This window comes from Niastella koreensis GR20-10, assembly GCF_000246855.1.
Taxonomy (GTDB): Bacteria; Bacteroidota; Bacteroidia; order Chitinophagales; family Chitinophagaceae; genus Niastella; species Niastella koreensis.
In genome coordinates this window covers 8,190,192-8,203,101 of the sequence record NC_016609.1, presented here as the reverse complement: position 1 = coordinate 8,203,101, position 12,910 = coordinate 8,190,192, and the positions used below count along the sequence as shown (strand labels likewise).

The window sequence follows — 12,910 nt, the reverse complement described above, 5'->3', positions numbered from 1 at the left end:
CATTTCCTTTTGGGGAAAATTTAACTGCGTTTTTATGCGCCCGGCCAGAAGTTATTACGTTATTTTTACTGACCTAATAACACTATGCAATCAATAATCGACGGAATCAATAAGCTCTACAGTGAGTGGAGCGGCGCAGCCTGTGATCGTATAGAAATTTTACCTCAATCCGGCTCAGACAGGCGCTATTTTCGTATCCATGCCTCCAAAGGGACTGCCATTGCCACCCATGGCCACAACATTCCCGAAAACGAAACCTTCCTGTATTTCTCCCAACACTTTTATAACCAGCAGCTTCCGGTACCGGAGATTTATGCCCTGGGCGAAGATAAAACCATCTACCTGCAGCAGGACCTTGGCGATGTGTCGTTATTGAACCGCCTCGAGGCCGAAGGTTTTACCGAAAACATATATGATCTTTTCAAAAAAAGCCTGCATCAGCTGGCCCTGTTACAGATAAAAGGCCATCAGGGGCTCGATTATACCCGCTGCCTTACCAACCAGGAATTTGGTAAACAGGCTATTATGGCCGACCTGCTGTACTTCAAATACTATTTTCTGGACGCATTGCGTAAGCCATACGACAAGCAAAAGCTGATCGACGATTTTGAAGCGTTGAGCACTTACCTCACGCACACCGAATATAAATACTTCATGTTCCGCGACTTTCAAAGCCGCAACATCCTGGTGTCGCCCGGTGATGCGGTACACTTTATCGATTACCAGGGCGGCATGCAGGGCGCCCCGCAATATGACGTGGCCAGTATGATCTGGCAGGCGCGCGCCAACCTTCCTGATGACTGGAAAGACAGTCTGCTGAACGATTACATCGACTCCTTTGAACAAATAGTAAATGAGCAGGTTAACCGCGATCTGTTCAAAAGCCAGTATAATGGATATGTACTCATCAGGCTGTTACAGGTATTGGGTGCCTATGGTTTCAGAGGGTTATTTGAACGCAAAGCACAATTCCTTACCAGCATACCACAGGCGTTAAAAAACCTGCGCTCGTTTATCAACGACCAAAGCCTGGGCATTGCCGTTCCGGAATTCAGCAAAGTGTTACAGATGTGTGTAAGTGACGAGATCATAGACAGGTTCACCCCACTGGTAGCGGATGAAGAAACCCCGCTGGTGGTGAAAGTGCATAGTTTTTCCTACAAGAAAGGCATTCCACAGGATTCCTCCGGCAACGGTGGTGGCTATGTATTCGACTGCCGTGGTATTTTAAATCCCGGACGTATAGAACAATTCAAATCCCAAACGGGTCGCGATAAAGGCGTAAAGGATTACCTGGAACAGCAAACCCGCATGACGGAGTTTCTGAACAGCGTATTCGACATTGTTGACATTTCGGTGGAAGACTACATTCGCCGTGGTTTTGAAAGCCTTAGCGTAAACTTTGGCTGTACCGGGGGCCAGCACCGTAGTGTATACGCAGCCGACGCCCTGGCCCGCCATCTGCGCAATAAGTTCAAGGTAAAAGTTGAATTGAAGCATGTGGAGCAGGAAGCAAAAAACTGGGTGAATGGATAGCCTAAAGCCCAAAGCTGAAAGCAAAAAGCGCAAACAAAATACCCATTACACATGTTAACTGTATTTGCTTTAGGCTTTTAGCTTTAAGCTTACACCTGTAATTGTATCTTTGCAGCCCATGTATTACTTAGTCTACGGTTTATTGTACCTGTTGTCGTTGTTACCCCTGCGTGTATTATATATTCTGTCTGATGGATTATATGTTTTGGTGTACCACGTGTTTGGTTACCGCCGCCAGGTGGTAATGGATAACCTGCAACTGGTATTTCCTGAGAAAACGCAGGCTGAACGCAAAAAGATAGCAAAGAAATTCTACCACAATTTTATTGACTCCTTTATTGAAACCATCAAAATGGTTTCGGCCAGCGACAGTTATATTGCCAAACGGGTAAGCGGGAACTGGGAACTGTTGAATGACCTGTACAAAACCGGGCGCAGCTGCCAGATCCATCTGGGCCACACCTTTAACTGGGAATGGGCCAACCTGGTGGGCGCTAAAGCAATGAACTATACTTTTTTGGGTGTGTATATGCCCATTAAGAATCAGGCGTTTGATCGCCTGTTTAAAAAGCTCCGGGCAAAATCAGGCTCTGTTTTGATACCCGCCACAGAAATGCGCAAAAACATGATACAGTGGCGGCATCAGCAATATTGCATTGGACTGGTGGCAGACCAGGCACCATCAAACCCCGACAAATGTTTCTGGCTGAACTTTTTCGGAAAGATCACCCCGTTTGTTAACGGTCCCGAAACCGGAGCACATGCCGGTAACATTCCCGTTGTATTTGCCAATATTGAAAAACCACGCCGTGGCCATTACAAAGTTGTATTAACACTGGCCGAAGATCAACCCGCCAGCCTCTCCAAAGGACAACTCACACTGCGATACGCCCGTTACCTTGAAAATGTGATCCGCCAACAACCCGATATGTGGTTGTGGAGCCACCGTCGCTGGAAACGGGAATGGAAGGAAGAATACAGCAAGCTGGTGGTTCATGATTAAGATCAGCATTTCTAATTGATTACACACTTTTGACTTAATAAAAACCGCACGTTACAACGTTTACCAGCACTGTTTTACATCAGCTGGTGCAATCGGACTCTTAATCCTGATCAATTTCTCTTTAGGCTACTGTCAATAACTGTAACGAATAGGGCAAACAGGCAGATTTAACATTGGAGGATAGCCATGAATATATTACTTTTGGTTAAGGTCCCGGTAAGCAGAACCGGGCCTGATTAGTCAGTGCACACATCATCAGCCCTACCAGTATCCCATCAATAGTAACTACAGTCACTCTTCCCTACCCTTTTCCTCACATTAAACCCTTAACCATTATGCTTAAGACTAATGCCAGCGTGGCTATTGTAAATGACCACATTCTGCTACGCAACGGACTCGCCAATCTTATCCGCGGCCTCGAAACCTACGCTATCCTTTTTGAGGCAAACAACGGAAAAGATTTTATCAAACATCTACAGCCCAGGTACTTACCGGACATTGTATTACAGGACATCAATACGCCGGAAAGAGATGGTTACGAAACTGCCCTTTGGCTTAAACGTAATTACCCGGGTATCAAGATCCTTGCTTTATCGCAATACGATAACGAGCATTCGATTATTCGAATGATGAAAAATGGCAGCAAAGGTTATATTCTGAAAGATATTGACCCTTTGCAATTCCGCAGGGCGCTTGATTCACTTATGCGAAAAGGTTTTCACTACTCGGAATTGATCTCTGGTAAATTAATTCATGCTGTTAGTCAATTAGATGAATCGGAAGAGGCACTAAAAAGTATTGTTTCACTGAACGCGCGGGAAATTGATTTCCTGAAGTTGGTTTGCTCAGAAATGACCTACAAGGAGATTGCTGAAAAAATGTACCTGAGCGCCCGCACGATAGATGGCTATCGCGACAATTTATTTGAAAAGTTGAATGTCAAGAGCAGGGTTGGATTGGTATTGTTTGCTATTAAGAATAATATCGTGACCATATAAATGAAGTCAGATAAGTCAGTAAATCAGCAAGTCATGTTTAACCTGGAAAGTCAAATGAGTCAGTAGTAGGGTTGACTCATTTGACTTTTTATACTGAATAATTTATTTGATTAGTTTAAGACACTGTTGTCTTTCACGATCTCAATACCTTGCTGTAAACGAATTGCGTTAAAACCACCCAATACATTCCGCAGGTTGTGTATCCCCTGACGTTTCATGAGCGATGCGGCTATTACACTACGGTAACCACTACCGCAGTAGAGATATAAGTTCTGGTTCTCCTCAATATTGGCCATGGAACCAGGATCGATAAGATCGTTTAAAGGAATGTTTACGGCGCCGCGGATATGCCCATCTGCAAATTCGGTTTCGCGACGTACGTCGATCGCTACCAGGTGATCGTCGTATGGCAGGTCCATCGCCAGTTCATCAACTTCCACATCGATGATCAGGTCAACATCTTCGCCCGCATTACGCCAGGCTTCTACCCCACCGGCCAGGTAACCATTTATTTGCGAAAAACCAACCCGTGCCAGGCGCACCACGCTTTCTCTTTCCATGCCTTCATCTGTTACCAGTACAATAGGTTTATCAAACGGTAATAAACTACCGGCCCATTCTGCAAAGCGGCCTTCCAAACCAATGCTTATTGAACCGGGCACAAAACCTTTGGTAAATTCGCCGGCGCTGCGGGTATCGAGCAGAATGTTATCTTCATTTGCCAGCCATTTCTTAAGATCGGCCACGCTCAAAGGAGTTAGCGCCGTCTCCAGTATCTTCTCGAGGCTGTCATAGCCCTCTTTATTGATTTTCGCATTGATGGGAAAGTACAATGGAGCGGCCGGTAAATCGGCTAATACGGCCTTTATGAACTCATCCATCGTTTGGGGCTGCAGGGCATAGTTGTTTTGCTTTTCTTCGCCGATGGTGCTTGTAGTGGCGGGGCCCAGGTTTTTGCCGCAGTTGCTGCCAGGTCCATGGGCCGGGTATACCACTACATCATCGGGCAGGGTGGCAATCTTTTGCGTTAAGGAATCGAACAGCATGGATGCCAGTTCGTACTTATCCAGATTACCGCTGCTCAGGTCGGGCCGGCCTACTTCGCCTACAAATAAAGTATCACCGGTAAATACGGCATGGGCTTTCCCGTTCTCATCACGTAACAGGTAACAGGTGCTTTCCACCGTATGGCCGGGGGTATGCAGTACCTCAATGGAAGCCTTGCCTAAAGGAAAGCTTTCACCGTCTTTTGCCAGGTGAATGGGAAAATTGGTCTCGGTTTTAGGACCGTAAACAATGGGCGCACCGGTTGCTTTTTGCAGATCGAGGTGGCCGCTTACAAAGTCGGCGTGAAAATGGGTTTCAAAAATGTATTTGATCTCAGCATTCCGTTCCCGGGCAAGCTGAAGATAACTGTCAATGTCCCTGAGGGGGTCAACAATGGCCGCAACGCCATCACTTTCAATGTAATAGGCTGCTTCACTCAAACAGCCGGTATACAGTTGCTTAATAAACATGTAGTCTTATTTTGGTGCAAAGGTATACCATAACAAGTTAACCCGTAGCCTTTTGAGCTACAGGTTACCTGTTTTACAAATTTGATGTCTCCGTCTTATCAGATGTTGAGGTCGTCCACGCATTTCATGATATGAGCAACCCGTGAGCTGTTAACAGAATAGTAAATGAATTTACCATCCCGGTCAGTTTTCACGATTCCTGCTCTACGTAAAATGGCGAGGTGCTGGGAAGCAACGGACTGTTCCAACCGCAGACGTACATAGATCTCCGTCACGGTAAGACGCTTGTTCTCATCGATCAGTTTAACGATCTGTTGACGCAGCTTGTGGTTCAAGGCCCGAAGTATCATCGCCGCCTTTTTCAGGTTCAGGAAGTCAACTTTTACCGATTCACCATCCCCACCATCTGCATTTAAGACCATGGAGTAATTGGTTGTTACGTTCATGTGCACATCAGAGCTTTTAAGATATTTAATAGGATAACGCTAAAGATCAAATTTACAAGAAAAAATATATGCTAGGGAGCAAAGGCGGATAAAAGTTTCATTTGGTCATTTTTTGATATAAGTGTAAAATTCTTTTAGATAAACGGGCTCAGTGTACGCCAAGTTGGCAAAATTCTGCTTCAAATGTAAGCTGGTCGCGAGTTTAGCAAGGGATTTAGCAATATCAATTTTTTCCTCTATAAATAGAACGTTAGGATACCTGCTCACATTTTTCCACTTTAGACTGCCATTTCCAAAGCATACCAACGATCGGTTATTTAACTCATCTTTAAAACTTAATTCTTCAAGTATCACCGCTTTAGGGGATATGATCTCCTCCAATTTATCATCATACACTGCAGTGAACACTTCCATACGGCGTGCATCTATCATTGGGCAATAACACAGCGGCGGCTCCATATTTAATACATCACTACCCAGTTGATCGATGGCTGCATAAGCCATTACCTGCAGGGTATTAATTGTTATGAGCGGTATTTGTAGTGCAAAGCATAAGCCTTTGGCTGTTGCCATACCTACACGCAAGCCTGTATAAGAGCCGGGGCCTGCAGTTATAGCGATGGCTTGCAGCTGCTGCATGCTCACACCTTTTTGCTGTAATAAATCGTTTATCGCCACCTGTACCCAGGCTGCATGATCTTTCTGATTATCATTGGTAAATGTACCTATTACTTCGCCATTTTCTGCTATGGTTACACTCGCCTGATCGGTAGCTGTATCTATGCTTAATATCATATTCTTGTTATAAAAGTAACTTCGTGGTTTTAAGTTTGGGCTGCAAGCCGCAAGCAATACAGCTGAAGGCTGAAGGCCGAAAGCCGAAAGCAAAATACAATCGCAAACTGTATTAGCTTTGAGCTTTAAGCTGCAAGCAAATACAGATCGCATGGCCGCGATGGCTTGCGGCCTGAAGCTTGCGGCTGTTTTCCTGCTGCCTACTGCCCACTGCCTATTGCCTTTTGTAGCGCAGGCGCCGGTACATAACGCGCATCCTCACTGCTTAATTCAGTCAATAGCTCATACACCTTCGTAAGGCCTATTTTATCGCTCCATTCAAACGGACCGTACGGATAGCTGGTGCCCAGCTTCATGGCAATATCAATCTCCTCCCGCGTACTAACTTCTGCCCCCAGGGTATAATACGCTTCGTTAATGATGGCAGACAATACACGTGCCGTGATCATTCCGGGAATATCAGGCGCCAGGATATATTGCCATTGCAATTGTTCAAAGATGGTTTTTACAACCGCTTCACTAACAGTATCGGGCAACGCTATTTCGATTACAGGCCGTTGTAATAAACCCGGCCAGGCATTTATGCGAATAAAATTGGCGCCTATCTTTTTTGTTGTCCAGGGCACGGCATTTACTATTACCGGCTTCGGCTGCAACCGCTTTAACTGTTGCGTTCTTTCTACATTTAATTCAAACAACAGGTCTATATACACATCGGCATCAGCAATGGTTAATGAACGAACGGAATCAACCCATACCACCGTAATGGCTTCCGGCAGCTTTTTGGTTAGTAACTCCTGTTTTAATATATCATCGGCTAAAATGGCCACTGTCATGGGCTTCTGAATTTACCCGCAAAGAAAACCTATTATGGTGAATCATCAATGGGAATGGGTTCATTGAAATCGGAGACAGTTACGAGTTCCAGGTTTCAGGTAGCCAGTTATCAGTTTCGCAGCCAACAATTACCAGGAATCGAAGCAAAAGCCCGGCAACCGGGAACCGGTAACATGTTTTTATTGTCAAGGGCCTTTTCACGATTCATCATTGACCATTCACCACTACCTTTGCTTATGCAAAAAAATATCATCACTACCACCCAGGCGCCAGCTCCTATTGGCCCTTATAGCCAGGCTGTAGAGGCCGGTAATATGTTATTTATTTCAGGCCAGGTACCTATTAACCCTGCCACCGGCACGGTAGAGGCTACCGATGTAGCCGGCGAAACAGACCAGGTTATGAAAAACCTGCAGGCGATTTTAACCGAAGCTGGCTACGACTTCAGCCATATTGTAAAAACTACGATTTTCCTGAGTGATATGTCGCATTTTACTGCCGTGAATGAAGTATATGGAAAGTACTTTACCGGTAATTACCCGGCCCGCGAAACCGTTGCGGTTAAAGGCCTGCCCCGGAACGTGAATGTGGAGATAAGTATGATTGCAGCAAAATAACCCGAAGCAACTGTTAAAAGCCAAATGAGTCAGTGGCCATTGCTGACCACTGACTCATTTGACTATTTTAATATAATGCTTTATACAAAGTGTGAGATGATCAGTTTTGGCAACTCAATTGCCACGCCAATGCCATACAACAGATCGAGCCAGAAAAAGCTGCCTATAGCACCCAGGTAAATTAGCCCCACTATGGGAAAACCTACCGCTTTCACGAATAAGTTAGTGTCTTTATCATTCAATGCACGCCAGATAGAGCTCGCATCTCCCGTACTGGGAAAAGCATGCATGGCTATGGACACACCCAGGTACATTAACAGGTATTCGAGAAAACCGGAATGATCGATGTTATAGGTAGACAGGGCGGCTGGCAGGGCTATTAATGCACCCAGGATCGTATTCAGAAAAAACGGCCCGATGCTGATCATAATGCTTTGCCATTTGTTGGCAGGTGCTTCATGCAATACATAGCCGGCCGGGTTGCCAAATTGAAAGTACACTACTTTAAACACAGGCACTTTATACAACCGGCAAAACAACTGGTGAGCCAGTTCGTGAACAATCACGCCAGGGAAGGTTATGGCGCTGATTACAGGTCCAGGTATAAACATATTATTTAGGGTTAAAGTGAATCTTTTTGGTTAATTACATCCATCGCAAATTGAAGATCGCCGGTAACAGATGAATCTTTACGCTGCTTTAACTCCATTATCACGTCGTTGCTTTTTGCAGATTGTTTGTTCATATGCAACGCAATGGCCAGCGTAGCCTCATTGTAGGAATCTTCTTTATCTATATCCACACTTTTTTGCGCCATCTGCAGCCCCTCTGCCAGCTTGTTCTCTTTAAGCCGGGTGCGGGCCAGGGAAGCATAGGCATACCCCGCTTCCTTATTTATTTCAATGATCTTGTTACAGTATTGCGCAGATTCCTGTAGTTGCCCGCGTTGACGGGCAATGGTGGCCATCCATCGCAATGCAAACGGGTGTTGTGCATCTACTGCCAGCAACCGCTGAAATATGGAATCGGCGCCAACCAGGTTATTTCGCCCATATAATATTCCGGCGTAGGAGTAAAGGGCAAATCCATTATCAGGCTTTTCCTTCAGGTAGTTTGTATACACCGAATCAGGCACCTCCTTTTTCTTATTATATTTCATCAGCACTTCCCCCAACTCTTCATCCGGATAAAAGCTTTTTGCTCTTGTTACCAGGTCGCTCAATTGGTTGTAAAGGGCTTCGTCCTCCACTTTCTTACCCTGCATTTTATCTACCGTCTTTATAAATCTTTCCAGGTCGAGGTTATAAAAGGCGGCTATAGCTAAATGTTCGTTGGCTTCCAGGTTATCAGGCGCCTCCCACACCACATCGGAGAACTCACGCTGGGCGCTTTTATATTGCTTTTTGGCTTCGTATTGTTTACCCTTCTCCAGGTGTTTAGCCAGCATAAAATTTTTAGGAATGGAGAACATGGCAAAGATCAATACCAGCCCTACCCCTGTACCAAAGAGCTTAATGCCTAACGGTATGGGGAATTTTATAAATAGTTCCCGGCAACCGGAACACAAACGGGTGGGAAATTTTTCTTCTACTAAACGACTGCCACAATTAATGCATCCTTTCGGTTCTGCCGAACCGGGGTTTTCGGGCAACTGGTTATTTTCCATATGGGAGACTGGGGTTTTTGGTCACCCCAAAATATAACTTATCCTTTACCGGTGCAACTGCTGTAAATAAAAAGTCCGGAAGACATTTCTCCCGGACTTGTATATTATCAACGTTTCAATTAATTATACTTTCTCAGCTGTTTTCAGCACCCCCAGTTCTTTACCAATTTTCGCAAAGGCGGCAATGGCTTTGTCAAGGTGTTGTTGTTCATGCGCTGCACTCAATTGTACCCGGATGCGGGCCTGCCCTTTGGCCACCACAGGATAAAAGAAGCCAATTACATAAATGCCTTCATCGAGCAAACGGGCAGCAAAATTCTGGGCTATAACAGCATCATACAGCATAATAGGTACTATAGGATGGTCGCCCGGTTTAATGTCGAACCCGGCCTCCGTCATTTTACTGCGGAAGTATTTGGTATTGAATTCGAGCTTATCACGTAATTCAGTGGTTTCGCTCAACAGGTCCAACACGGCAATGGAAGCGCCTACAATGCCCGGCGCCAGGGTGTTGGAGAACAAATAAGGGCGGGAACGCTGCCGCAACATTTCAATCACTTCTTTGCGGCCGCTGGTAAAACCACCCGATGCACCGCCCAGGGCTTTACCCAGGGTGCCGGTGATGATATCAATTTTTCCCATTACCCCGCGGTATTCGTGGGTACCACGGCCTGTTTTGCCCAAAAAGCCGCTCGAATGGCTCTCATCGATCATGACAGCAGCATCGTATTTTTCAGCCAGGGCAACAATGGCATCCAGCTGGGCAATAGTGCCATCCATGCTAAAGGAACCATCGGTAACAATGATGCGGTTACGGAGCGATTGTGACTCTTTCAGTTTCTCCTCCAGGTCGGCCATGTTATTATGCTTGTAACGTAACCGCTGGGCCTTACATAAGCGTACCCCATCGATGATGGATGCGTGGTTCAGTTCGTCGGAGATAATGGCATCCTGCTCGTTATACAGCGGTTCAAACACACCTCCGTTGGCGTCGAAGGCAGCTACATACAGAATAGTGTCTTCAGTACCCAAAAAGGCAGATATCTTTTGTTCCAGTTCTTTATGAATATCCTGGGTGCCGCAAATAAAGCGTACACTGCTCATCCCGTAACCCCGGTAATCCACATATTTCTTGGCGGCCTCAATTACTTTGGGATGCGATGATAAACCGAGGTAGTTATTGGCGCAGAAATTAAGCACCGTTTTACCATTTACCGTTATCTCGGCGCCCTGGGGCGATTCAATAATGCGTTCCGTTTTGAATAAACCGGCAGCTTTTATCTCAGCCAGCTCATCGGCCAGGCGTTTTACTAATTTGTCATTCATGGAGCATGTAGTTTTTGTAATGCCACAAATGTAATAATTTGAACAGGTAAAATCGTTGTTTCAACAGTAACAGTCTAAAGCCCTCATATCGTATTAGTTAATTTTTCCATCCGGGGAAAACTACATACCACTTTGTGGTAATTCTAACTTTTTCTTAAAAAAACTGTAACAAAAGCCCTTTAACTTCGTCTTATAATTACAAAACATTGCATTATGTGGAAGAAAACCTTTATCCGTTCAACCCTCATACTATTGGTGGCTTTGGCTGGTATATTTGTTTTTGCCACAACGCATCCTTCAAAAAAGCCTGTTAGCAATGACTGCCTCAAATCAGTTAAGGATTGCTGTAATGGTAATAAAACCCAGAGCAACTTTCTTATCTGGGAATCACTGAGCCGGGCTATAGCCAATGCTCAATTTTAAACTTATGACAATCAACGTTTCTATATAAGCTCCCCCCGGCTGAACCGGGGGGATTCTTTTTTTTAAATTTCCTGAAATTCCCTGTAACTTTTTAGTACCCTGGTTCGTATCACCTTAACACAAACAGAATAACAGACAGGTTCTGCTTATGACCGAGAAAGAGTATAATCAATGCGTAGCTGAGTATGCGGACAACGTGTACCGGTTCATCCTTAAAAATCTTCGCCATGAAGAGGATGCCCGGGATGTTGTTCAGGCCGCATTTGAAAAAATGTGGCGGAGCCGGGCAGATGTGGATAATACCAAATGCAAAAGTTATTTGTTTACGGTTGCTTATAACCAAATGATAGACCATTTGCGGAAAGCCAAACGGGTACAATTGCGCGATGAGTTTAAAGAAGAAACACAGGTTTATGACAAGCCTGTGTACAACACCCGTAAGATCCTGGAAGAAGCATTAAGCCGGTTGAGCGAAACACAACGTTCACTGGTATTGCTGAAAGACTATGAGGGGTATTCGTATGAAGAGATCGGACAAATTACCGGTTTGAACGAAAGCCAGGTAAAAGTGTATCTTCACCGCGCCCGTATACAATTAAAAAACTATCTGGTAAAACCTGAAAATGTCATTTAACTGTTACCATATAAGAACAGCTGATTTCAACTCACCCGGCGGTGGCCAGGGCGTTGTTATTACCCGTGACAATTACGAGGTATTTTTCGTCATGTATATTGATGACGAGTTGAATGCCATTGAACGCGAGGCAGTAGATCAGTTCGTTCAACAAAACCCCGACCTCGAAGAAGAGCTGGTGATGTTGCACCAGTCGGTTTTACGGCCCGATGACAGCATCGTTTTTGAACAAAAGGAAAACCTCTTCCGGCATTCAAAAGATACCATCAACGAGGAAAACTGCGAAGAATATTTCGTTCTTTACGGCGATGATGAATTAACCAATGAAGAAAAAGATAAAGTAGAACAATTTGTTTATAAACATCCGCAATACCAGGCAGATTTTGAATTGATACAACAGGTGAAGCTGGTGCCCGATAACAGCCTCTCCTTCCCTGATAAAACTTATTTATACCGTACCGAAGAAGATGATGCGCGGGTGATCGCCTTTCCCTGGTGGCGTTTTGCGGCAGCAGCGGTTACCCTACTCATTATTGGCGGCGGTGCTTTTTATTTGTCAACTCATTTTAATGCCGGTAAAGGTGGCATAGTGGTAGCGAAGCCAACAAAGCCAGTGAAAGTCATCCTGCCTGCGCCGTTGAATAGTTCTGATGATAAAATGGAGGTCCCTGTAATTCATAAAGCTGAGCCGGCAAATGATGACCAGGCTCTTGCTAAAAAAACCATCAGGAAAAATATTTCAAAACCCGGTAACATTCAGTCAGCCTTATACGTACAACAAGAAAAGAAACAACAACCGGAAGTTGACCCTGCAGGTGAAAACGAAAATTCCTTATCTCCCCGGTCGGTTGTAATGGTTAAAAAATTGTACGATAAGCCTGAAGTGGAAGGCACGGGTATTAATAATACAGTCAGCAATTTAATAGCGGCCAATACAATAACCGTTCAACCGGATGAAGAAGGAAATAATACTCCGGTAACATCAGCGAATAAAACCCCTTTAAGAGGTTTTTTAAGAAAAGTATCACGGGTAGTTGAAAAAGTAACCAGCCCCGATGACGATGGCAAAGCAAGCATACGTATAGCCAACCTTGAATTTGCCGTAAAATAAT

At 44.8% G+C, this 12,910-nt stretch carries 14 protein-coding genes; 7 read left to right on the top strand and 7 right to left on the bottom strand.

The features are described 5' to 3' along the window. Positions 1–84 precede the first annotated feature (84 nt). From NIAKO_RS32860 to NIAKO_RS32850, 3 genes are all read left to right on the top strand, one after another. The gene (locus NIAKO_RS32860; RefSeq protein WP_014222813.1) at positions 85–1,536 is read left to right on the top strand and encodes a RapZ C-terminal domain-containing protein; all 1,452 of its coding nucleotides are present in this window, start codon (positions 85–87) and stop codon (positions 1,534–1,536) included. A gap of 118 nt (positions 1,537–1,654) precedes the next feature. After that, entirely contained in the window at positions 1,655–2,539 is an 885-nt protein-coding gene (locus NIAKO_RS32855; RefSeq protein WP_014222812.1) for a lysophospholipid acyltransferase family protein, read from the top strand. A gap of 335 nt (positions 2,540–2,874) precedes the next feature. Next, entirely contained in the window at positions 2,875–3,537 is a 663-nt protein-coding gene (locus tag NIAKO_RS32850) for a response regulator (protein WP_014222811.1), read from the top strand. Between the two features lie 110 nt (positions 3,538–3,647). On the opposite strand, the gene NIAKO_RS32845 is transcribed toward NIAKO_RS32850, so the two are convergent. From NIAKO_RS32845 to NIAKO_RS37425, 4 genes are all read right to left on the bottom strand, one after another. Beyond that, positions 3,648–5,054, bottom strand: coding sequence for an MBL fold metallo-hydrolase (locus tag NIAKO_RS32845; protein ID WP_014222810.1), 1,407 nt, complete (start codon positions 5,052–5,054; stop codon positions 3,648–3,650). A 98-nt stretch (positions 5,055–5,152) separates the two neighbouring features. Further along, complete coding sequence (locus NIAKO_RS32840) at positions 5,153–5,500, bottom strand: ArsR/SmtB family transcription factor (RefSeq protein ID WP_014222809.1); 348 nt, start codon at positions 5,498–5,500, stop codon at positions 5,153–5,155. A gap of 105 nt (positions 5,501–5,605) precedes the next feature. Next, positions 5,606–6,448 carry a tRNA (adenosine(37)-N6)-threonylcarbamoyltransferase complex dimerization subunit type 1 TsaB gene (gene tsaB, locus NIAKO_RS32835; RefSeq protein ID WP_081195802.1) on the bottom strand — a complete coding sequence of 281 codons (843 nt, stop codon included), beginning with the start codon at positions 6,446–6,448 and terminating at the stop codon, positions 5,606–5,608. 47 nt (positions 6,449–6,495) lie between these two features. Continuing rightward, positions 6,496–7,131, bottom strand: coding sequence for a 3-hydroxyacyl-CoA dehydrogenase family protein (locus NIAKO_RS37425; protein ID WP_014222807.1), 636 nt, complete (start codon positions 7,129–7,131; stop codon positions 6,496–6,498). Positions 7,132–7,368: 237 nt separating this feature from the next. Between NIAKO_RS37425 and NIAKO_RS32825 the strand changes: the two genes are divergently transcribed. Next, complete coding sequence (locus NIAKO_RS32825) at positions 7,369–7,749, top strand: RidA family protein (protein ID WP_014222806.1); 381 nt, start codon at positions 7,369–7,371, stop codon at positions 7,747–7,749. 80 nt (positions 7,750–7,829) lie between these two features. Here NIAKO_RS32825 and NIAKO_RS32820 read toward each other — a convergent pair whose 3' ends face one another. The 3 genes from NIAKO_RS32820 to kbl form a co-directional block, all read right to left on the bottom strand. After that, positions 7,830–8,360, bottom strand: coding sequence for a DUF3267 domain-containing protein (locus NIAKO_RS32820; RefSeq protein WP_014222805.1), 531 nt, complete (start codon positions 8,358–8,360; stop codon positions 7,830–7,832). Between the two features lie 11 nt (positions 8,361–8,371). Beyond that, a complete protein-coding gene (locus tag NIAKO_RS32815) occupies positions 8,372–9,415 on the bottom strand; it encodes a tetratricopeptide repeat protein (RefSeq protein WP_014222804.1) in 1,044 nt (347 codons plus the stop codon). A 123-nt stretch (positions 9,416–9,538) separates the two neighbouring features. Next, positions 9,539–10,741: a glycine C-acetyltransferase gene (gene kbl / locus NIAKO_RS32810; protein WP_014222803.1), complete on the bottom strand. Its 1,203-nt coding sequence runs from the start codon at positions 10,739–10,741 to the stop codon at positions 9,539–9,541. Positions 10,742–10,954: 213 nt separating this feature from the next. Here kbl and NIAKO_RS32805 point away from each other — a divergent pair, with 213 nt between their 5' ends. From NIAKO_RS32805 to NIAKO_RS32795, 3 genes are all read left to right on the top strand, one after another. Next, on the top strand, positions 10,955–11,164 hold the full coding sequence (locus tag NIAKO_RS32805; protein ID WP_014222802.1) for a hypothetical protein: 210 nt from the start codon (positions 10,955–10,957) through the stop codon (positions 11,162–11,164). Between the two features lie 148 nt (positions 11,165–11,312). Further along, complete coding sequence (locus NIAKO_RS32800) at positions 11,313–11,798, top strand: RNA polymerase sigma factor (RefSeq protein WP_014222801.1); 486 nt, start codon at positions 11,313–11,315, stop codon at positions 11,796–11,798. Further along, positions 11,788–12,909, top strand: a complete 1,122-nt coding sequence (locus NIAKO_RS32795) for an anti-sigma factor (RefSeq protein WP_014222800.1) — start codon at positions 11,788–11,790, stop codon at positions 12,907–12,909. The genes NIAKO_RS32800 and NIAKO_RS32795 overlap by 11 nt, the downstream gene beginning before the upstream one ends. The last annotated feature ends 1 nt before the right edge of the window (position 12,910 follow it).

What these genes read in the sequence shown, in the direction of transcription:
- NIAKO_RS32860 (WP_014222813.1), top strand. Translation starts at nt 85, where the DNA reads ATGCAATCAATAATCGACGGAATCAATAAGCTCTACAGTGAGTGGAGC.
- NIAKO_RS32855 (WP_014222812.1), top strand. Translation starts at nt 1,655, where the DNA reads ATGTATTACTTAGTCTACGGTTTATTGTACCTGTTGTCGTTGTTACCC.
- NIAKO_RS32850 (WP_014222811.1), top strand. Translation starts at nt 2,875, where the DNA reads ATGCTTAAGACTAATGCCAGCGTGGCTATTGTAAATGACCACATTCTG.
- NIAKO_RS32845 (WP_014222810.1), bottom strand. Translation starts at nt 5,054, where the DNA reads ATGTTTATTAAGCAACTGTATACCGGCTGTTTGAGTGAAGCAGCCTAT.
- NIAKO_RS32840 (WP_014222809.1), bottom strand. Translation starts at nt 5,500, where the DNA reads ATGAACGTAACAACCAATTACTCCATGGTCTTAAATGCAGATGGTGGG.
- tsaB (WP_081195802.1), bottom strand. Translation starts at nt 6,448, where the DNA reads ATGCGATCTGTATTTGCTTGCAGCTTAAAGCTCAAAGCTAATACAGTT.
- NIAKO_RS37425 (WP_014222807.1), bottom strand. Translation starts at nt 7,131, where the DNA reads ATGACAGTGGCCATTTTAGCCGATGATATATTAAAACAGGAGTTACTA.
- NIAKO_RS32825 (WP_014222806.1), top strand. Translation starts at nt 7,369, where the DNA reads ATGCAAAAAAATATCATCACTACCACCCAGGCGCCAGCTCCTATTGGC.
- NIAKO_RS32820 (WP_014222805.1), bottom strand. Translation starts at nt 8,360, where the DNA reads ATGTTTATACCTGGACCTGTAATCAGCGCCATAACCTTCCCTGGCGTG.
- NIAKO_RS32815 (WP_014222804.1), bottom strand. Translation starts at nt 9,415, where the DNA reads ATGGAAAATAACCAGTTGCCCGAAAACCCCGGTTCGGCAGAACCGAAA.
- kbl (WP_014222803.1), bottom strand. Translation starts at nt 10,741, where the DNA reads ATGAATGACAAATTAGTAAAACGCCTGGCCGATGAGCTGGCTGAGATA.
- NIAKO_RS32805 (WP_014222802.1), top strand. Translation starts at nt 10,955, where the DNA reads ATGTGGAAGAAAACCTTTATCCGTTCAACCCTCATACTATTGGTGGCT.
- NIAKO_RS32800 (WP_014222801.1), top strand. Translation starts at nt 11,313, where the DNA reads ATGACCGAGAAAGAGTATAATCAATGCGTAGCTGAGTATGCGGACAAC.
- NIAKO_RS32795 (WP_014222800.1), top strand. Translation starts at nt 11,788, where the DNA reads ATGTCATTTAACTGTTACCATATAAGAACAGCTGATTTCAACTCACCC.